At 44.0% G+C, this 20,703-nt stretch carries 16 protein-coding genes; 15 read left to right on the forward strand and 1 reads right to left on the reverse strand.

Annotation, left to right across the window (positions count from 1 at the left end; translation table 11 throughout):
• The 15 genes from IQ263_RS18220 to IQ263_RS18290 form a co-directional block, all read left to right on the forward strand.
• On the forward strand, positions 1-2,180 hold a 2,180-nt coding region (locus tag IQ263_RS18220), incomplete at its 5' end, for a glycosyltransferase 61 family protein (protein WP_228050160.1).
• Positions 2,181-2,204: 24 nt separating this feature from the next.
• The gene (locus IQ263_RS18225) at positions 2,205-6,296 is read left to right on the forward strand and encodes a tetratricopeptide repeat protein (RefSeq protein ID WP_194068969.1); all 4,092 of its coding nucleotides are present in this window, start codon (positions 2,205-2,207) and stop codon (positions 6,294-6,296) included.
• Entirely contained in the window at positions 6,289-8,094 is a 1,806-nt protein-coding gene (locus tag IQ263_RS18230) for a tetratricopeptide repeat-containing sulfotransferase family protein (protein WP_194068971.1), read from the forward strand. Before IQ263_RS18225 ends, IQ263_RS18230 begins: the two co-directional genes overlap by 8 nt.
• Before the next feature lie 179 nt (positions 8,095-8,273).
• Positions 8,274-8,909 carry a Uma2 family endonuclease gene (locus IQ263_RS18235; RefSeq protein WP_194068973.1) on the forward strand — a complete coding sequence of 212 codons (636 nt, stop codon included), beginning with the start codon at positions 8,274-8,276 and terminating at the stop codon, positions 8,907-8,909.
• A 197-nt stretch (positions 8,910-9,106) separates the two neighbouring features.
• The gene (locus IQ263_RS18240) at positions 9,107-9,841 is read left to right on the forward strand and encodes a glutathione peroxidase (RefSeq protein WP_194068975.1); all 735 of its coding nucleotides are present in this window, start codon (positions 9,107-9,109) and stop codon (positions 9,839-9,841) included.
• A 24-nt stretch (positions 9,842-9,865) separates the two neighbouring features.
• A complete protein-coding gene (locus IQ263_RS18245) occupies positions 9,866-10,009 on the forward strand; it encodes a hypothetical protein (RefSeq protein WP_194068977.1) in 144 nt (47 codons plus the stop codon).
• Positions 10,010-10,036: 27 nt separating this feature from the next.
• Positions 10,037-11,008, forward strand: coding sequence for a sodium-dependent bicarbonate transport family permease (locus IQ263_RS18250; RefSeq protein WP_194068979.1), 972 nt, complete (start codon positions 10,037-10,039; stop codon positions 11,006-11,008).
• A 4-nt stretch (positions 11,009-11,012) separates the two neighbouring features.
• Positions 11,013-11,321, forward strand: a complete 309-nt coding sequence (locus IQ263_RS18255) for a P-II family nitrogen regulator (protein WP_194068981.1) — start codon at positions 11,013-11,015, stop codon at positions 11,319-11,321.
• Positions 11,322-11,680: 359 nt separating this feature from the next.
• Positions 11,681-12,166: a hypothetical protein gene (locus IQ263_RS18260; RefSeq protein WP_194068983.1), complete on the forward strand. Its 486-nt coding sequence runs from the start codon at positions 11,681-11,683 to the stop codon at positions 12,164-12,166.
• A gap of 171 nt (positions 12,167-12,337) precedes the next feature.
• Complete coding sequence (locus IQ263_RS18265; RefSeq protein ID WP_194068985.1) at positions 12,338-14,314, forward strand: carbamoyltransferase family protein; 1,977 nt, start codon at positions 12,338-12,340, stop codon at positions 14,312-14,314.
• Positions 14,315-14,584: 270 nt separating this feature from the next.
• Positions 14,585-14,992 carry an SxtJ family membrane protein gene (locus tag IQ263_RS18270; RefSeq protein ID WP_194010756.1) on the forward strand — a complete coding sequence of 136 codons (408 nt, stop codon included), beginning with the start codon at positions 14,585-14,587 and terminating at the stop codon, positions 14,990-14,992.
• The gene (locus IQ263_RS18275) at positions 14,993-15,157 is read left to right on the forward strand and encodes a DUF5989 family protein (protein WP_194068987.1); all 165 of its coding nucleotides are present in this window, start codon (positions 14,993-14,995) and stop codon (positions 15,155-15,157) included. It begins immediately after the preceding gene.
• 4 nt (positions 15,158-15,161) lie between these two features.
• Positions 15,162-16,394 carry an SGNH/GDSL hydrolase family protein gene (locus IQ263_RS18280; RefSeq protein ID WP_194068989.1) on the forward strand — a complete coding sequence of 411 codons (1,233 nt, stop codon included), beginning with the start codon at positions 15,162-15,164 and terminating at the stop codon, positions 16,392-16,394.
• A gap of 13 nt (positions 16,395-16,407) precedes the next feature.
• Positions 16,408-17,733 carry a hypothetical protein gene (locus IQ263_RS18285; RefSeq protein WP_194068991.1) on the forward strand — a complete coding sequence of 442 codons (1,326 nt, stop codon included), beginning with the start codon at positions 16,408-16,410 and terminating at the stop codon, positions 17,731-17,733.
• A gap of 4 nt (positions 17,734-17,737) precedes the next feature.
• Positions 17,738-19,072, forward strand: a complete 1,335-nt coding sequence (locus IQ263_RS18290) for a hypothetical protein (RefSeq protein ID WP_194068993.1) — start codon at positions 17,738-17,740, stop codon at positions 19,070-19,072.
• A 292-nt stretch (positions 19,073-19,364) separates the two neighbouring features.
• Here the strand turns inward: IQ263_RS18290 and IQ263_RS18295 are convergent, their stop codons facing one another.
• Positions 19,365-20,696 carry a hemolysin family protein gene (locus IQ263_RS18295; RefSeq protein ID WP_194068996.1) on the reverse strand — a complete coding sequence of 444 codons (1,332 nt, stop codon included), beginning with the start codon at positions 20,694-20,696 and terminating at the stop codon, positions 19,365-19,367.
• Positions 20,697-20,703 lie beyond the last annotated feature (7 nt).

Below are 20,703 nucleotides of genomic sequence, written 5' to 3' on the forward strand. Positions count from 1 at the left end.
CGGATGTAACGGATGTAACGGATGTAAGTCCGTCGGAAGAAGGAAGAGGGAAGAAGGAAGAGGGAAGAGGGAAGAGGGAAGAGGGAAGTTCGGCAACGGATTATGTAGCGGATGTAACGGATGTAACGGATGTAAGTCCGTCGGAAGAAGGAAGAGGGAAGAAGGAAGAGGGAAGAGGGAAGAGGGAAGAGGGAAGTTCGGCAACGGATTATGTAGCGGATGTAACGGATGTAACGGATGTAAGTCCGTCGGAAGAAGGAAGAGGGAAGAAGGAAGAGGGAAGAGGGAAGAGGGAAGAGGGAAGTTCGGCAACGGATTATGTAGCGGATGTAACGGATGTAACGGATGTAAGTCCGTCGGAAGAAGGAAGAGGGAAGAAGGAAGAGGGAAGAGGGAAGAGGGAAGAGGGAAGATTAATTACCGATTCCCCCTTACCAATGCCCAATGCCCAACGCCCAATGCCCAATGCCCAACGCCCAATGCCCAATTGCCCTGTTTGGCCGATGCCCGATGTCCAATTACCAATTGCTGAAATTTGCGATAATTTAGCAGCAATTTACCTGCATTTGGGCAACGCTTTAACAGAGTACGGCGGTGCTGAATCTGCCGCGGCTTATTATCAAAAAGCTTTGCAAATTAATCCGAAAAATCCAGAACTTTACTGGCGGCTGGGCAATTGCTTGGTACAGCAAAAGCGCCTGACTGCGGCCATTGCAGTTTACCACATGGCTTTGACGGTTCAACCAGCTCTACCGCAGGTTTATGTAGAGTTGGCAAAAGTCCTGGAAAAACAGGGGCGCTGGCAACGGGCGATCGACTATTATCAAAAAGTTTTAGAATTGCAAAGCTGCGGGTATACTCAACTATCGCAAACAGGGAACTCTCTGGCAATAGCAACAAGTGCGATCGCACTTCCTCACGGTATTTATCTATCGACTTGGGATTGGTTGGTTAATGCCAAATTGGATGCTGGGAATTATGTAGAAATAGTTTGGGAAGCCCAGACAGCAAACGCCGAAGTTTTGGCTAATTCCCAATTGCCAATTGCTCATTCCCAATTGGCAAATTCCGATTGTGGCGGTTTGACTTGCGGGCTGTGTCTGCAGCGAATTTCTAAGTGGTTCGATCCGGTGCATCTCGGTTGGGGAGTTTGCCGTTTGTCTAACTCGAAACCGATACCTGTAGATGCGCCAAAAACTTTTGTGGCACAGATTCCCCACGGGCGAGTTTGGATTGTGCCGCAGCAAAATTATTGGCTGATTTCTAAGGCGATCGCTGTCATTACTCCCGATAATTATTTGTTGGCTGATGTGTCGAGAGATTATCCTGATTTGTTGCCGGGATGCGACAAGCATGATGTGAGAAAACATAGCGTTTTTGACTTAGAATCTTTTCCAGGTTTAAAACAAATTGAGGGCGTGGTGGCGGTGCTTTCTGGCTTGTCGGGAAATGTCTATTTTCACTGGATGGTGGACGTTTTGCCGCGAATTGAATTGCTGCGGCAAAGCGGTAGGGATTTGGCAGAGATTGATTGGTTTTTGGTGAATAGTTGTCAGCACCAATTTCAGCGGGAAAGTCTCGAAATTCTGGGCATTCCCGAAGCAAAGGTTTTGGAGAGCGATCGCCTGCCTCACCTTCAAGCAACAGAGTTAATTGTACCTTCTTTTGCGGGATATTTGGGCTGGCCGCCTGGGTGGGCGATGGATTTTTTGAGGCGGGAGTTTCTCACGAAAATTATCCCAGGTTCGAGTTATCCAAAACGCATTTATATCAGCCGTCACAAAGCAAGGTATCGCCGAGTTTTGAACGAGGAAAATGTGGTTGAGATTTTGGAACAATATGGCTTTGTTTCTATCTTCCCTGAATCGATGTCTTTGGTAGAACAAATTGCTCATTTTGAGGCTGCGGATGTGATAGTTGCCGCCCACGGTAGCGGCTTAACTAATACGATTTTTTGTCGGCAGGGAACTAAAGTAATTGAGTTGGTGTCGCCTCACTATATCAGCCATTATTACTGGGGAATTAGTCAACATTTGAAGTTAAATCATTATTACTTGGCGGGCGAGGCTTTTGAATGCTATCCTATTAGACAGTTAATGTATCAAAATTCACTGACTGAGGATATTTTGGTGAACTTGAGTTCGCTCAAAAGAATGGTTGAAGTGGTTGGTTTGGGTTAGCTGGCGCGTGGAGTAAATTTAATTATGCCCTCGATTGAGAAGATGCAAAAAGCAGCGGTTGATTTGAATCGGCAAGCAGAAGTTCATTTAGCTGAAGGAAGATTTAATGAGGCGATTGCTGCTTGCGAGTCTGCGCTGAAAATTGAACCGAATTTCGCTGATGCTTGTCAGACGCTGGGAAAGGTGATGCAGGTGCGAGGTGAAATTGAACAAGCTAAGCAGTGGTATGAATCGGCGCTGGATCGCAATCCAAATTTGCCGGAAGTTTACGCTAATTTAGGCATTTTGTATTCTCAGGCGAAACAGTGGGAAAAGGCGATCGCCAGTTGTGAAAAAGCGATCGCCCTAGCGCCAAATTTTGCTGCTGCTTACCGACAGTTGGCGAAAGTTTGGACGCAGTTGGAGAAGCGAGAAAAGGCGACTGAGTGTTGGTATCAAGCTTTTAAAATCGAGCCGAATTGGGCAACTGCTGACGAGTACGTCACCCTGGGAAATAGTTTAGTTGAATTGGGCAATTTTCCACAAGCGATCGAAAGTTATTCGCGGGCAATTGAGTTAAACCCGCAACTGGCAACAGCTTATCACAATTTGGGGGAAATGCTGGTAGGTCAGAAGCGGTGGGATGAGGCGATCGCCAATTACCGTCAAGCCATTGCCATCAATCCAGATTCTTTTGAATCTTACCACAGTTTGGGCAAAACTTGGGCTGAGCGAGGAGAATGCGATCGGGCGATCGCCTGTTACCGCAAAAGCCTCGAAATCAATCCGAATTACGCCCGTGCTTACCTTGGTTTGGGCAATGTTTGGGCGCAGAAACGCGAGTTTGATGCCGCAATTAAATGTTACCGTCAGACTCTGGAACTTAATCATAATTCCTATTGGGCGCACAATTCTTTAGGCGAAGCTTTGGCTCAAAAACAACAGTGGGAAGAAGCTATTAGTTGTTACCGCCAAGCCATTGCTATCAATCCAGATATTCCTTGGTTTTACTGCAATTTGGGAATTGCTTTAACCTGCGAGAAATCCTGGGATGAAGCTGTTAGCGCTTACCTCCACGCCATTCAACTCGAACCGAATTTGACGGGAATCAATCAGAGATTGGGATATGTTTTGCGGCAGCGCAGCGACTCTGATTTAGATAGCACAATCGCAGTTTACTGTCAAGATATTGAGCCACTTGCTAGCGGGAAAATTTACCACAAATTGCTGGGAATTGAGTTGGATGGAGCGGAATTTTTTATAAATTTAGGCAACAGTTTAGCGAAACAGAAGCAGTTGGAAGGTGCGATCGTATTTTATAGCATGGCCATCAAAATCGATCCCAATGCTGCGGAAGTTGTCGCCAAACTTCAGGAAGTGCGGGCGAAACAACAGGAATTGTACGCAGAAATCGCTGCTTACCGCCACCAAATCGCAATCGATCCGAGCAACTCTAAGGCTTACAATGATTTAGGCAATATTCTACCGCAATTAGGAGAATTGGCCGAAGCAATTATTTGCCACCAAAAAGCCAGTGAATTGAGAGGTTGGCCAGAATGTGCGGCGAAAAATTATCAATTTACCCAAGATTGGTTTACCCACAATATTCCTATTTGGAAACGGCATTTGCAGCAGTTTACCGGAATTGCTGATTTTCAAGTTGTGGAAATCGGCAGTTTTCAAGGAATGTCGGCTTGCTGGCTGCTGGATAATATTTTAACTAATCCGACGGCAAAAATTACTTGTATTGATTTGTATTTTCAGCAACATTTTAAGGGTAATATTGCTCAAACAGGAGTCGCCGAGAAAGTAATTGAATTAGAAGGTTACTCTCAAGATTTGTTAGTAAATTTGGATTCAGAATTTTACGATATTGCTTACGTTGACGGCTGTCACAAACCCACCAGCGCTTTGCAAGATGCGATTTTATCTTGGAGGTTGGTAAAAGTTGGCGGATTGATGATTTTTGACGATTACGAGTTTACTTTTCCCGATAGCCCGGAGCAAGATACTAAAATTGGAATCGATGTTTTTTTGGAGATGTTTAGCAGTCAGTTAGAAGTAGTACACAAAGGCTATCAACTGATTGTCAAAAAAACGGACAATCAAAAATTGGGCGAAGAGCAAATTATGTTGTCTCTGGGTTGGGAAAAGTTGGGGGATATTGCGGCAAATACGGGTTATTTGGATGAGGCGATCGCCCGCTATCAAACAGCTATCAAAATTAAGTCTGAGAATTACTTGACTCACCACAAGTTGGGTAAAGCTTTGCAAGCAAAAGATTTGTTTGAGGAAGCTGGGGCCGCTTACCGAAGGGCGATCGCGCTTAACCCTAATTTTAGTTGGGCTTACCACTTTTTGGGGGAAACTTTACAGGCGATCGAGCAATACAGCGAAGCCGCTGCTGCTTACCACAAAGCGATTGAATTAAATCCCGATTTTTGTTGGAGTTACAATAATTTAGGCGATGCGCTGATGGAGCTTTCTGAGTGGGAAAACGCTGCTGTTAGTTACCACAAGTTAGTTGAACTGAATCCCGATTTTTGTTGGTCTTACGAGAGATTAGGTAAGGCTTTGGTTGCACTAGAAAATTGGGAAGAGGCGACGGATGCTTACCGCAAAGCTATTGAATTAAATCCCGATGATTGTTGGCTGTACAATAGTTTGGGCGAAGTTCTAGAAAAACAAGAAAATTGGCCGGAAGCAGCGGTGGCTTTTGGCCGTGCTGTTGAGCTAGAACCCAATGAGAGTTGGCTGTACAAAAAGTTGGGCGATGCGCTGCGGAATCAAGGGGAATTGGAAAGGGCGATCGCCATTTACGAAAAAGGCATAAATCTCGATCCAAAATCCTGTTGGTGTTACGAAGGATTGGGTTTGAGTTTAATTGTAAAACAGCACTGGGAACCTGCAATCATTAATTTAGTTCAAGCCCTGCAAATTCAACCCGATTTGTTTGAAGCTTACGATAATATAGGGTATGCTCTGGAACAACAAGGAGAAGTTGATGAAGCCGATATCATAAAATTTGGCTATAAAATGTTGCCGTTAAATGTAATCAAAAAATACTGTGGATTTACCGAGGATTTGGCAATTGCAGCAGATTTAGATCCGAACATTAATTGCATTGACATCTATCCCGCAAGTCAAATTATTTTATCCGATTCCACAACAATCGACAGCAACAAAAAATGCTGGGAAGATACTACTTATTATACAAAAAAAACTTTTGTTGCTGTCATACCAAACGGACGAGCTTGGGCAGATATTGGGACTAGCTGTGCCATTACTTCAGACAATAAACTTGTTGTCGATATTTCCACCGGTTGTCCAGAATTAGTCATAACTTCCGACAAATTGACTCCCATCGAACACGTCCAGGGAAATGTGGCTTTTCTATCTGCTCGCTGGGGAGCAGCAGCCTATTTTCATTGGATGTTTGACGTGGTGACGCGGTTCCATCTTTTGCAGCGCAGCGGATTGATAGAAACCATAGATAAATTTGTTATCAACGCTTGCGACACGGCCTATGAAAAAGAAACTTTAAATATTTTAGGAATTCCACCACAAAAAATTGTAGAAAGTCGCTACCACCCTCACTTGACAGCGGATAAATTAATAGTTCCCTCAATTTGCGAGGGTGCTTCTGGAACCTCTAAATGGAAGTGCGAATATCTGAAACAACTATTTTTAAATGATCGGCCACCGCTAAAAACAGATTATTCAGAAAGAATTTATATCAGCCGCGAAAAAGCATCATACAGGCGAATTGTCAATGAGGAAGAGGTTGTCGGCTGTTTAGAAAAGTTTGGGTTTCACAGTGTCAATCTGGAAACGATGTCGATACCAGAACAAGCAGCGTGTTTGGCTGCTGCTAAAGTTGTTGTTGCACCTCACGGAGGGGGATTGACTAATTTAGTTTTTTGCACTCCGGGAACTAAAGTAATTGAGATTTTTTCTCCGATTTATGTACCAACTTGTTTTTGGACTATCAGCAATTTGTGCGAGTTGGAACATTACTATTTAATTGGTGATTTGGTTGATGATGGAACTCATAAATATTTGGGACATAAAGATATGCGCGTGGATGTGCAATCTTTGGAGAAGTTAATCAGTTTGGCAGGAGTTTTGCATGAATAATGAGTACCATAATTTGGGTAATTCCCTGCAAGAAAGCGGTCGGTTTGATGAGGCTGTTGCTGCTTACAAACAAGCTGTTGAGTTACATCCTGATTTTTCTTGGTCTTATCACAATCTGGGCGATGTTTTGCTGAAACTCGAACAATGGGAGGATGCTGTCTGCGCGTACAAAAAAGCTGTTGAGTTAAATCCCGATTTTTCGTGGTCTTATCACAATTTGGGCGATGCTTTGCTGAAACTTCGGGAATGGGAAGAGGCTGCTGTGGCTTACCGCTGCGAGATTGCTCTCAACTCGGATTTTGCTTGGTCTTTCTGCAATTTGGGCGATGCTTTAACTCAACTCAAACAGTGGGATGAAGCTATTGCTGCGTATTTAAAAGCTGTGGAAATTGACGGAAGTTTGCCGGGAATTTATGATAAATTGGGGTATGTTCTCGGACAAACCAAGTCAGATTTAAAGTTAGTATTAGAACAGTGTCAATTGCAAATTACACCGGAAAATTGGAAGTTTTATTTGCAGTTAGGAAAAAATTTAGGAAAGTACGATCGCCCAAAAAGCGCAATTATTTTTTACCAACTTCTCTTGACATACGCTCCGAGTTGTGCAGAACTGTCAGTGGCATTAGAGGAGTTGTTACAGCAGCAAGAAAAGTACGTTAGCACTTTAGCCTCCGCCCGCGCCACAGTCGCCCAAAAACCCGATGATTGCTGGTCATATTACAATTTAGGTGCGGTTTTGAGCCAGCAAAAATATGGGGAGGAAGCGGCGGCGGCATTTTTGCAAGCAATCCAAATAAATCCCGATAATCCTTGGTGGTTTTATTACAATTTGTGGGAAGTTTTGGTTGAGCAAAACAAGCTGGATGAAGTTGAGAAGTTGTGCCGCGAAGTTGTGGAAGCTCAACCGGAGGCTTTTTGGCCTTATTTGAATTTGGGGGAAGTTTTGACGAGACAAGACAAAATTGCTGAGGCGATTGATTGTTATCAAACTGCTAGTTACAAACAAACTTTGGCATCTGCTCTACTTAAAAATACAGGCAATTTGCCTCTTACAAAAACAACAGATAAAGTTAAATTTCCTAATTTTATAATTATAGGTTCTCAGCGGTGCGGCACGACTTCTCTGTACACTTATTTAGCTCAACACCCGCAAATTCTGACTCCGATTAAAAAGGAGATGGATTTTTTCTCGTGGCATTTTCACAGGGGAATTGATTGGTATTTGGCTCATTTCCCGCAAATGCCGGAGGGAGGCGAGTTTGTGACGGGTGAGGCTAGTCCAAGTTATTTTGACTGTCGGGAAGCGCCGAAACGTCTCTACAGCGCGTTTCCAGAGGCTAAGCTGATTGTGCTGTTGCGAAATCCGGTCGATCGCGCGATTTCTCATTTCTACCGCTTAAAGGGCTTGAATTGGGAAGGGCGATCGCTCGATCGGGCAATTAGCGATGAAATTGAACGGTTGAATCAAAATCCAGAATACATCATCGGCGAAGAACCGGGGAATTATTTAGCTCGCGGTAGGTATATAGAATTTATTAAAAATTGGCTGGCTTGCTTTCCCAGAGAACAGTTGTTAATTTTGAAAAGTGAAGATTTTTATGCAAAGGCGGCGGCGACTGTTCAGCAAGTTTTAGAATTTTTAGATTTGCCGGAATATCAATTACCTGAATATCAAAATGCTAATCCTGGTTTTTATCCGCGAGTAAATGAGTCGGTTCGCTGCTGCTTGAGCGATTATTTTAAACCTTACAATCAGGAATTAGAGGAGTATTTGGGGAGAAAGTTTGATTGGGAATAAGATAACACGGCGGTTGAAACCGCGTGGATACGAACAAAACCTGCCGACGCCGGTTGAATAAAAGGTGATTAAAGTTCGGTTATTCTCTTTACACTGCGTCCGGCTCACGAAAGTTTGTGTAAACCTGGTTTCAACCGCCGTCTGCTAAAATTAGAACAACTTGTAATGAGGTAATACTAATGCTGACAATCGAGCTAGATACATTACTTAAAGAACAAGCACTCCAACGCCAAGATCCCGAAGAGCGCTACATCACGGATACGGTGAACTGGGAAGAATACGAGACACTGGTAAATCGGATTGGAGATGCTGCGGGATATCGAGTTACTTATTTAGATGGAGTTTTAGAAATTATGTCACCTTCTCGCCGCCATGAAAATGGTAAAACTCGCATTGGAAATCTGCTGGAAATTTATTTTGTAGAAGCTGATATTGAATATTTCCCTTTTGGCTCTACAACTCTGCGGCAAGAGGAAAAAAGTGGCGGTACGGAACCGGATGAAGCTTACTGTATTGGCACAGATAAAGAATTTCCCGACTTGGTAATTGAAGTGATTGTTACCAGTGGCAGCATCAATAAACTAGAACTCTATAGAAGGTTGAATGTGCGAGAGGTTTGGTTCTGGCGAAATGAGAGATTTTCGATCTACCATTTGCGAGAAGAGATTCCGGTTGAGTTTGTGTCAAACTGCGGTTATGAATTAATCACAAACAGCGAATTGCTACCGGAACTTGATATCGAGCTGTTGACAGAATGTGTCAAAAATCCTCATCCGCTAGCAGCAGCAAAGGCATGGAGACAGAATTTGCGTTAGCGAAGCTTGCAGCTATGGGATCGCCCTAAACAGCAAGTTTTAAATCTGCTCGATCGCCAAGCTGTCGCAAAGACGAGCAACTGACTCGCGCTCCGCAGTCCCAAGAAAAAACCCGCCCCCATTGACAAGTCATACTCGTTATGAGTACGCTATGATGAACGAAGCAATTTAACCCAAATACCCAAGGATTCAAAATTATGCTGCCTAACAAAGAAGGTCAAAGAGTACCCAAAGTCACCTTTCGCACTCGCAAAGACAACGAATGGGTGGATGTCACCACCGATGACTTGTTTGCAGGCAAAACCGTAGCGGTGTTCTCGCTACCGGGAGCATTTACTCCCACTTGTTCCTCAACGCACCTCCCCGGTTACAACGAATTGGCGAAGGTTTTCAAAGAAAATGGCGTAGATGAAATCGTTTGTATGTCCGTCAATGACACCTTTGTGATGAACGAATGGGCAAAAGACCAAGAAGCAAACAATGTGACGTTAATTCCCGACGGTAACGGTGAGTTTACTGAAGGCATGGGAATGCTGGTAGATAAAACAGATTTAGGCTTTGGAAAGCGGTCTTGGCGCTATTCGATGCTGGTCAAAGATGGTTTGGTTGAGAAAATGTTTATTGAACCGGAGGAACCGGGCGATCCTTTCAAGGTGTCCGATGCTGAGACGATGCTCAAGTACATCAACTCTTCAGCAACCAAGCCGAAGGTGGTTTCGGTGTTTACAAAAGTAGGCTGTCCCTTCTGCGCTAAGGCTAAGGCCATGCTGACTGAAAAGGGCTTGGATTATGAAGAAATCGTCCTCGGCCAAGACATCACAACCCGATCGCTCCGGGCCGTTACTGGTGCTACAACAGTGCCGCAAGTATTTATCGACGGCAAGTTGATCGGCGATTCCGAAGCCCTAGAATCTTACTTGGCAGTGGCTTAGTGAGTTAAAAAACAACGGCTGCGGGTGTGTGCTGCATACCCTACAACGGCTGCGGGTGTCTACTGCACACCCGCAGCCGTATTTAGTCCGATCGAGCTTTCGGAGTCAAAGGTTCGATCGCGCCATCGATCGCTTCTCGTGCAACAATTATGGGTGAAACAATATTAAAAAAATCAAAAATGGGAGTTAACGATCGTGGATTTGAGTCTAGTAGCGTCAAATATCTTAAATCCACCAGTTTTAGCTTTTTTCATGGGAATGGCAGCAATTTTTCTCAAATCCGATTTAGAAATTCCCGCCCCCATCCCCAAACTGTTTTCCCTGTATCTGCTGTTTGCGATCGGATTTAAAGGCGGCGTCGAACTGTCCAAAAGCGGCATTGACCAGCAAGTCGCCCTGACAATTTTGGCAGCAATGTTGATGTCTGCCCTCGTACCAGTTTATACTTTCTTTATACTGAGAATTAAACTCGACTCCTACAATGCTGCGGCGATCGCAGCCACCTACGGTTCCATCAGCGCCGTCACCTTTATCACCGCAACCTCCTTCCTCACAGCACAGGGCATCGACTTTGACGGTTACATGGTAGCAGCGCTAGCATTAATGGAATCCCCAGCAATTATCGTCGGCCTAATTCTCGTCAGCGTATTCGGCGGCGAAGAAGAAAAGCGAGAAATAGTTTGGTCAGAAGTGATCAAAGAAGCCTTTCTAAACAGTTCAGTATTTCTGCTAATTGGCAGCCTAATTATGGGGATACTGACAGGAGAACACGGCTGGGAAGTTTTAAGTCCCTTTACTCAAGATTTGTTTTATGGCGTTCTGACTTTTTTCTTGTTAGACATGGGCTTGGTTGCCGCGAGCAGAATTCAAGATTTGCAAGAAGCAGGAATTTTTCTAATCTGCTTTGCAATCCTCATTCCCATCGCTAACGCAGGAATTGGTTTAGTCATAGCAAAATCAATCGGAATGGGCGAGGGAAATAGCCTGCTGTTTTCAGTATTGTGCGCGAGTGCTTCTTACATCGCAGTACCGGCAGCAATGCGGCTGACGGTTCCCGAAGCTAACCCGAGCCTTTACATTTCAACAGCCTTAGCAGTGACGTTTCCGTTTAACATCATTGTAGGCATTCCCACGTATCTATACGCAATCAATATATTTTGGAGGTGAACCGATGGAGACAGTTAAAAGGATAGAAATTATTGCGAACTCGGTGGAACTTCCAAAGATTTTAGACGGTTTAGAAAAAGCTGGCGTTCCCGGTTATTCAGTGATTAGGGGTGTCGCAGGCAAAAGCACCAGGGGTACTCGATCGCGCGATTTAGCAATGACAATGCTGGATAATATTTACGTACTGGCTTTTTGCGAGCCCGATAAAATATCGGCAGTTGCAGAACATATTAGACCCGTGCTAAATAAGTTTGGCGGGTCGTGTTTTATTTCCGATGCGATGGAATTGCTAACCACTAAGTGCGTTGGGTAGCGATTAGTCATTATAGCCTTTCTCTAAAAGGTGAGGTACCAGTTTTGCCATAAAAAGCTTGACTATGTAAGGGTTGCAGCATACCTCGGCATACCTCATCTTTCGCTTGAAAGGCTATAGTCATGATAGATTTTAGAGACATAAGATACACTGCACACTAAAATTATCTTTCGGTCATTATTCGGTCATTATTAGGATCAATCATTCTGTAGCTGTCTCTGAAATCACGAACAATCTACAGGCAAAACCCGCCCCCACCCAACTATCAAATATTCTGCGACTTACAAAAAAAATTCACGCAACATACAATTTCTGTACTCTGTTAAGATCGCTCAATATCTTGACAAACCGCCCGATCCATGCAAAGTTTCAAAAAATCAACCAGACCTTTCAACTCTCAAGATACATATCCCTGTCCCGTCTGTCGCACCGGTGAAATTGCTACGATGCCGATGATGGAAGCCCTAGCTTGCAACTTCTGCCAGCACATTTTTACCGCCAGCGAAGAAAGGCAATCGCTCAAAATGGCCGATCGCCAGCCGCCCGTAACTTGGCACTGGAACGGCAAAAAATGGATAGGAGCACACCTCGAAGGCGTAGAATTCGGATGGCCTTATTTTGCTGCAGCGATCGGTCTCATCTTCCTTCCCACAACCTTGCTCGGACTTTCAGCTTACTATTTTCCCCCGGTTCCCGGCAGCCGCTTGTCGTGGCTGCCCGCAGCTTGGACTGGTTTAGCCTTTTTGTCCCATTTAGGCATAGTGCTGTGGTTGGTAGGCGAATTTTATCAATTCCCCGCGGCCACTTACTTGAGAGCTTGGGGGCGCAGGATTCGCAGGCGCTAGCTGGCTGGTGTGAGACGGTTGAGGGCCGCGCCCCGAGATTTATTTCGGTAAAATTTAAGTAAAATTGGAGGCGATCGCAAAAGTCAATTCCAAATCAGCACCACTAAAGCTATAATCATTAGCTATTCTAAATACTCAGATACGAGCGCATAGCGATTTGTAAGGAGAGCGATGAACATACTTGGAATCTCGGCGTACTACCATGACAGCGCCGCAGCCTTAATTTGCGATGGAGAAATTATCGCCGCAGCGCAGGAAGAAAGATTTTCCCGCAAAAAGCACGACGCCAGATTTCCCAAGAATGCGATCGCCTATTGCCTAAAAGAAGCGAACATAGAATTGCGGGAAGTCGATCGCATAGTCTTTTACGACAAACCATTAGTCAAATTCGAGCGCCTTCTCGAAACCTACTTAGCCTACGCACCCCAAGGTTTTCGCTCTTTCCTAGCCGCCATGCCCATATGGCTGAAAGAAAAGCTTTACCTCAAAACCATGCTCAAAAGAGATCTCGCAGAAATAGGCAACTGCAAAACCAATAAACTGCCATCTCTGCTATTTACCGAGCACCACCAATCCCACGCAGCCTCAGCATTTTTCCCCAGCCCATTCCAAAAAGCCGCCGTTTTGTGCCTCGACGGCGTAGGCGAGTGGGCAACAACCTCGGTTTGGTTGGGAGACGGCAACGAACTTACACCTCAGTGGGAAATCGATTTTCCCCATTCCTTGGGTTTGCTTTATTCAGCTTTCACCTACTACACAGGCTTCAAAGTAAACTCTGGCGAATACAAACTCATGGGTTTAGCGCCCTACGGCGAACCCAAGTATGTAGACAAAATTCTCACCCATTTGATGGATCTCAAAGATGACGGAACTTTCCGTTTAAACATGGATTATTTCAACTACACAGTTGGCTTAACCATGACAAATAAGAAGTTTGACGAACTGTTTGAAGGGCCGCCGCGTCAAGGTGAAGGACAACTGACTCAGCGGGAAATGGACATTGCAGCTTCCATTCAAGTTGTTACCGAAGAAGTTGTTTTGCGGCTTTGCAGAACAGTTAAAAAAGAATTGGATGTCGATTATCTTTGTCTCGCAGGCGGCGTTGCTCTCAACTGCGTGGCTAACGGCAGACTTTTGCGGGAAAATATTTTCAAAGATATTTGGATTCAACCAGCAGCGGGAGATGCTGGGGGTGCTTTGGGCGCGGCTTTGGCGATTTGGTATCAGTATTGCGAACAAACTCGTACTGTGGGCGACGAGTTACTCGCAGTAAATAATAATATTAAGCCGGAGAGGACTGAAGTCCTTACTACCAGTGGGGAGGAGAGGACTGAAGTCCTCACTGCAAGCCAAGCTGTCGCAACAGTGGCGAAGTCGGTGGCTCATTTAACTTGTCACGACAAAATGCGCGGTTCCTATTTGGGGCCAAGGTTTACTGACGCAGAAATTCTTGAATATTTAGATGCTGTCAAAGCTAGTTATCACCGATTGGACGATGCCGAATTGATGCCACAGTTGGCGGAAATTTTGGCACAGGGAAATGTCGTCGGATGGTTCCAGGGGCGGATGGAATTTGGGCCGCGAGCTCTGGGCGGGCGATCGATTATTGGCGATCCGCGCAATGCTAAAATGCAGTCTGTGATGAACCTGAAAATTAAATATCGGGAATCATTTCGACCTTTTGCACCATCAATTTTAGCCGAAAGAGTTGCGGATTATTTCGAGATTGACCACTCTAGCCCTTATATGCTATTGGTAGCACCGGTCAAAGCCAGTCTCCGCATTCCCATGACTCCCGAACAAGAGCAGTTGTTTGGCATTGACAAGCTCAACATTCCGCGATCGGAAATTCCGTCTGTTACCCACGTAGATTACTCGGCTCGCATCCAAACAGTTCACAAAGAAACCAATCCTCGGTACTATGACTTAATCAGCCATTTTGAAGAGCGATCGGGCTGTTCGATTCTGGTAAATACTTCCTTCAACGTCCGAGGCGAACCCATTGTTTGTACTCCCGAAGATGCTTACCGCTGTTTCATGCGAACCGAAATGGACTATCTGGTTTTAGAGAATTACTTGATTCCTAAATCAGAACAAATTCCTTGGAAACAAGATGATGCTTGGAAAAATGAATTTGAACTAGATTAGTTATTAGTCATCAGTCATCAGTCATTAGTCAGCAGTCAGTAGTCAGCAGTCAGTAGTCATTAGTTAGTGGTTATTGGTTATTGGTTATTGGTTATTGGTTAGTTCCTATTCCCTGCGCGGGCCTGTTTGCCCAATTCCTAATGCCCTGCGCGGGTCTGCGCGGGCCAATGACCTGTTTGGCTGATGCCCGATGCCCGATGCCCAATTCCCCATCCCTCCGCAACGCTAGAGCCCAATTCCCCATTCCCCATTCCCCATTCCCCATTTCTAATGAGCGACGAAATTAAACAACTAGATCAAAAAGGCCTGCGCGATTTCGGGCTGCTAATTGGCGGCTTAATTGCACTGCTGTTCGGTTTAGCAGTACCTTTACTGCGGCGGCATTCTATACCTTGGTGGCCCTGGGCTGTCGGTGCAGTGCTAGTCGCGCTAGCATTGGTTGCACCAAAATCCCTGAATCCCGTTTATCACGCATGGATGCGGTTTGGACTGCTCCTCAACAAGATCGAAACGCCGATCGTCCTAGGGATAGTTTTTTACCTGATAGTTTGGCCGATGGGAGTTATCAAAAACCTGTTTGGCGAAGATGCAATGCGGCGCAAACTAAATCCGAAAATGGATACCTACCGCATCCCAAGCAAAGCAAGAACCAAAGTTAGTATGGAGCGTCCTTTCTAAGTGTTTGAAGCAACTTTAGACTTTCTCAAAGATTTGTGGGCGTTTATGAGAGAACGCCAAAAATATTGGCTGATACCCTTAATTGTGACTTTAGTATTTTTGGGAGCTTTGATTGTATTGAGTCATGGTTCTGTGATTGCTCCGTTTATTTACACGCTGTTTTGAAAGAATGAGCAAAGTGAAAAATTTGGGTGTCAACTTAGGTTTGATACTCGGTAGTTTATTCATGGGGGTGGTAATTGGTGAAGTTGGATTGCGAGTTGCGGGAGTTGAGGGCTACCCCAAAATTGGAGCTTTCGTAGACTCCGCGCCAACTCGTTTCCACACTGCCGATCCCGATTTGGGCTGGAAGCTCAAACCCGGTGTATCCGGGGAGTGGAAGGGCGAAGGTGAGAGTTTTGTGCAGGTGAATAGTGAGGGTTTGCGCGATCGCGAACACACAAAAGCCAAACCTCCCAATACCCTCAGAATCGCAGTTTTGGGCGATTCTTTCACCGAAGCAATTCACGTACCAGTCGAACAAACTTTCTGGTCGAAATTGGAACGAAAGCTAGGCAACTGCGAGGCTGTTAAGGGACGCAAAAATGTTGAAGTTATCAATTTCGGCGTGCAGGGTTACGGTAATGCTCAAGAATTGATAATGCTGCGAAAAAAAGTGTGGGATTACAATCCTGATATTGTAATTCTTGCATTTTTTATTGGCAACGATGTAATTAACAATTCCCCCAAACTAGAATACGACCAATATCGACCATTTTTTGCGTATAATGCTAGCGGCAAGTTAGTACCGGATATGTCTTTTCGCAATTTAGCACCGATAGACCGCAACGCAAGAGCAATTTCATTCGTAGACAAATTGCCCAGTTTTCTGGTCAACAATTCGCGCATTTTGCAAGTCATCAAAAAAATTGATTTAGACCAGAAAAAGCTGCAGTTATCGGCAGATTTTTCCGGTTTGAGTACCAAAAACTTCCTTCCACCTCAAGATGCAGCTTGGCAAGATGCCTGGAAGGTAACAGAAGGTTTGATTGTGGAGATTCGCAATGAAGTCGTGCAGAAAAATGCTGATTTCTTACTTGTGACAATCGGCGATCCGATACAAGTTGAACGGGATGCCCAGAGGCGAAAAAATTTTATGAGAAAAAACAAAATTCAGGATTTGTTTTATCCCGATAAGCGGCTAAAAAAATTGGGCGCGCGCGAAGGTTTTCGGGTACTGAATTTATCCGAACAGTTTCAAGGTTATACTGAAAAATTTCAAGTGTGCGCCCACGGTTTTGAGAATTCTGTACCCTGTGGGGGTCACTGGAATGAACTCGGGCACAGGCTTGCTAGTATTTTGATTGCTCGCAATTTGTGCGAAAACTTGAAGCAGTCTCAAGCCCCCAAACAACAACCGTAATCAGTCAAATTACATGAAAGACTCAACTTCGTTCAAAAAAGGCAAAAATATATTAACTTTAATCGCTGTTAATTTGGCGATCGCTTTTATTTGTCTGGAAGCTTTGTCGCTAGCTTTTTATTTTGTCAATCAAAAACAGTTTTTTTATACCAGAACCAAAGGCAAAGAAAAAGTAGCAGAAGACATTGAAAGGCTCGGAATTAGACTAGATGAATCTATCGTAGAAAGACTGCACCCGTTTTTTGGCTACGTGCTCAAACAAGGTGCTTTTCCCAATGAAAAATTAAAATTAAAAGTCAACAAAGAAGGCTTTTATTCCCTCTACGAATATCCGTTTATTAAAACTAATAAGAATCAATTGATTGTAGGAATTTTCGGCGGTTCTGTTGCTAACAACTTTGCCGTAGATGAATACGTCACCAAAAGATTTTCTCAAAAGTTAAAGAGTTATCCAGAATTCGCCAACAAAGAAATTGTCATTTTGAATTTCTGTAACGGTGGCTACAAACAACCCCAACAATTATTGATTTTAAATTACTTTCTGGCCTTGGGTCAAGATTTAGATTTAGTCATCAATATTGACGGTTTTAACGAAGTAGCACTGTCAAATTTAAACAACAAAGCCGGATTAGAAATAGGAATGCCCAGCGTTCAACACGTCAAGCCGCTGACGAGTTTAGCCAACAACAACTTGTCGCCGGAAGCGATGAGTTCGATCGTGCAAATTAGCGAAACTAAAAAACAGTTGAAAGCAGGTATTGACAACTTGCAAACTTGTCAGATTGCTTTGTGTCACGCTATTACCTCGCTGAGAGTGAAACAATTAGTCAACAATTACCAGAAAGCCCTTGTCAAGTATGACCGGCAAGTCAAACAATCCAACCAAAACACGGAAAATAGCGGTATAGTATACCTTCCCAAAGCTGACTTTGTTTTGCCGGATGCTGCTGCTTTTAATGAAATAGCATCGATTTGGTACGAATCGTCGATCGCGATGAATCAAATTTTATCAAGTAGAAAGATTAAGTATTTTCACTTTATTCAGCCCAACCAATATTATCAAACTAAACGAATCTTTACCGCCAAGGAGGACGAAATTGCGATCGACAAGAATAGTCCTTACATTGAAGGGGTGAGAAAAGGTTATCCCGTACTGTTGTCTAAAATCGATGATTTGCAAAAAGCTGGGGTTAATGTTTTTAACGCCGTGAATATTTTGGACAATACCAAAGAAACAGTTTACAAAGATGGCTGCTGCCACTACAATTCAGTAGGAGAGGAAGTATTGGCAGACTATGTTTCCAGTTCAATGATTAAAGTAGTAAGAGAGTCAAAATAGATATATGAAAGATTTTAAGTTGATTAAAAAAATCCCAGAAATTCTCAAAATTGCTGCGATTAACTTGGCGCTTTTACTTGTTTTCGTGGAACTCGGTTCGCTGGGATGGTATTTTCTCAAGCACAAGCAATTTTTCTATACTAGATCGAATGTGCAAGATAAGTCGGCCTTAGGAATAAATTTAGAAGGAGTGCGGCTGAATCAGTCTATTATAGTCAGGCTGCATCCTTTTTTTGGATTTATTGAAAAACCTGGCCCCGATTTTCGCCCCGGTTTTAAAGTTAACAATTACGGGTTTATGTCTCCCTACGATTATCCGTTCAAAAAAACCAAGCCCAATCAATTTATCATTGGAGTTTTTGGCGGTTCTGTGGCTTCTAATTATGGAATATTTGAAGTTCAAAATAAAATTTTACCTCAATACCTCAAGCAACTTCCCGGTTTAAAGGATAAAGAATTTGTAATTTTGTCTTTTGCTACGGGAGGCTACAAACAGCCGCAACAGTTATTGATTTTAAACTATTTTTTGGCCTTAGGTCAAGAATTAGATATGGTTGTGAATATAGATGGATTTAATGAAGTAGCACTTTCTAATCTGAACAATAAAAATAAAATCGACCTGGCGATGCCAAGTATCCAACACCTTATGCCACTGACTCAGTTAGCGAATAATAGTCTTTCTGTAAAAGCTATGAAAACAACTCTGAGAATTCAAGAAACTAAAACTAAGATTAATCAGGGGTTGGAAAGTTTGGAACACTGTTCTTTGGCTGCGTGCGATGCTTTGATTTCTGTTTACGTTCAAAGTTTAGTCAACAATTATCGCAAAGATACGATCGCCTTTGAGAAGGAACGGACTAAACCCCAAAAAGATGACAGCGGTAGCGTTATTTATATGAATACTAATAAGTCTGTTTTAGAGGATTCAGCAGCTTTTGAACAAATTGCATCGCAGTGGGCAAAAAGTTCAATTTTTATGCACAAAGTTCTGTCTGCTAGCAATGTGCCGTATTTTCAGGTTCTCCAGCCCAATCAATATTATCAGACAAAAAGGGTGTTTGGTGAAGCTGAAAAGCAGATTGCTTTTAACAAGGATACTCCTTATGCTAAGGCTGTGGAAATTGGCTATCCGGTTCTTTTGAGTAAGTTTCCTAATTTACAAAAAAATAATATCACTATTTTCAATGGGGTCAAGGTGTTCGACAAGACTAAAGATGTTGTTTATGTAGATAGCTGCTGTCATTACAATCAAGCTGGACAGGCGATCTTTAGCAATTATGTGGGCCGTTCTATTCTGGAATATTTGCAGAAAAATGAGGCTAGGAGTAAGAAGAAGTAGGAAAGCATCTCATTTTTGTAAGAAGTCATTAGTCATTAGTCATTAGTTATTAGTTATTTTCTTGAGTAGTCGTAGGGTGCGTCGCTATGAAAAATCCTCAAGGTCGATCGACTTTTCGAGTAGCGACGCACCTGATACTATTGATAAAAAAGCTTGCTGAAGAAAAAAAATGGGCCCAGTGAACGTCCTGGTTGTTTCCTCCATCGTTGAAAATAACAGGTGCGTCGCTCGAAATAGTCGCTCTTTGTTGAGGATTATCGATAGCGACGCACCCTACCGCCGATCGCAAATTTTAGGTATTTGCTTCGGTTTTAGCCCGATCGCCCACAGAGTCGATCGGCATTACCAATATCTTATCAACTCGGTTGCCGTCCATATCCACCACTTCGACGCGCAAACCGTTCCACTCAAAATGCTCCGCTGCTGTCGGAATTTTCCCCAAATTTGTAATCACAAAACCGCCCATTGTGTGGTAGCTACCCCTATTTTCTGACGATATTTCATCAATTCCAAATAATTCAAAGAAATCTTCAACCGGGAGCATTCCGTCTAACAGCCAAGAACCGTCCTCGCGCTGAACTGCTTGGGGTTCGTCGGCATCTTCTATTGAAGGAAAGTCGCCAACGAGTTCGACTAAAATGTCGTTAACTGTCACCAATCCTTGAATGACTCCGTATTCGTCAACCACCAAGGCAATTTGATTGCTAGATTGCTTAAAAAGCTCTAATACTTTTAAACCGCGCGTGCTTTCAGGCACAAATAAAGGCCTGCGTAAAGAAGCACTTAAATCGAGGGGTTGACCGGTCAAAGTGCGAGACAGCATATCGGTAACGTGTACTAAACCGACAACATTATCGAGTCCGCCCTGACAAACAGGAAACCGAGAATGACCGCTGCCGAGCATTTTTTGGCGGTTTTCTTCTACTGAGTCGTCGAGGTCGAGCCAAGTAAGATCGGGCCGCGGAGTCATTAAGGCGCTGACTCGCCGATCGCCCAAACGAAAGACTCTTTCTACCATGTCTTGTTCGGCTTCTTCAAAAGTTCCGGCCTCGGTGCCTTGCTCTATTAAAACTTTAATTTCTTCCTCTGTAACTTGCGGTTCTGTGGAAGGCACAATCCCCATAATCCGCAAGATTAAGTCAGTGGAATAACTTAAAACATAAACGGCGGGAGCGCCAATTTTGGACAGCATTCGCATCGGAATAGCGACACTGGAGGCGATCGGCTCGGGGTTGTTGAGGGCGAGGCGCTTCGGCACGAGTTCGCCAATAATTATGGTGAGATAAGTTATGGTTAAAATTGCGATGACTGAGGCGATCGCCCCTGAGTAGGGTTCCAAAGCCGGAATCAAGCGCAACAGAGGCTCTACTCTTTTAGCAATCGTCGTTTCTCCGAAAGCGCCGGACAGGATAGCCAGCAGCGTAATCCCGATTTGAACAGTCGGCAAGAACTGATTGGGGGCATTAGCCAGATCCAGCGCTACACGGGCATTGAGCGAACCCTGGTTTGCCATCTGTTGCAGTCTCACCTTCCGTACTGAGATGATGGCCATCTCTGACATCACAAACACGCCATTGAGGAAAACCAGCAGGAGAACAATCAGAAGGTCGGTACTTGGGGACATTTCTCAA

Source organism: Tychonema sp. LEGE 06208 (assembly GCF_015207505.1).
Taxonomy (GTDB): Bacteria; Cyanobacteriota; Cyanobacteriia; order Cyanobacteriales; family Microcoleaceae; genus Microcoleus.

Coding starts and splice junctions, on each gene's coding strand:
- IQ263_RS18255 (WP_194068981.1), top strand. CDS start 11,013: ATGGAGACAGTTAAAAGGATAGAAATTATTGCGAACTCGGTGGAACTT.
- IQ263_RS18270 (WP_194010756.1), top strand. CDS start 14,585: ATGAGCGACGAAATTAAACAACTAGATCAAAAAGGCCTGCGCGATTTC.
- IQ263_RS18225 (WP_194068969.1), top strand. CDS start 2,205: ATGCCCTCGATTGAGAAGATGCAAAAAGCAGCGGTTGATTTGAATCGG.
- IQ263_RS18285 (WP_194068991.1), top strand. CDS start 16,408: ATGAAAGACTCAACTTCGTTCAAAAAAGGCAAAAATATATTAACTTTA.
- IQ263_RS18260 (WP_194068983.1), top strand. CDS start 11,681: ATGCAAAGTTTCAAAAAATCAACCAGACCTTTCAACTCTCAAGATACA.
- IQ263_RS18295 (WP_194068996.1), bottom strand. CDS start 20,696: ATGTCCCCAAGTACCGACCTTCTGATTGTTCTCCTGCTGGTTTTCCTC.
- IQ263_RS18265 (WP_194068985.1), top strand. CDS start 12,338: ATGAACATACTTGGAATCTCGGCGTACTACCATGACAGCGCCGCAGCC.
- IQ263_RS18235 (WP_194068973.1), top strand. CDS start 8,274: ATGCTGACAATCGAGCTAGATACATTACTTAAAGAACAAGCACTCCAA.
- IQ263_RS18230 (WP_194068971.1), top strand. CDS start 6,289: ATGAATAATGAGTACCATAATTTGGGTAATTCCCTGCAAGAAAGCGGT.
- IQ263_RS18280 (WP_194068989.1), top strand. CDS start 15,162: ATGAGCAAAGTGAAAAATTTGGGTGTCAACTTAGGTTTGATACTCGGT.
- IQ263_RS18240 (WP_194068975.1), top strand. CDS start 9,107: ATGCTGCCTAACAAAGAAGGTCAAAGAGTACCCAAAGTCACCTTTCGC.
- IQ263_RS18290 (WP_194068993.1), top strand. CDS start 17,738: ATGAAAGATTTTAAGTTGATTAAAAAAATCCCAGAAATTCTCAAAATT.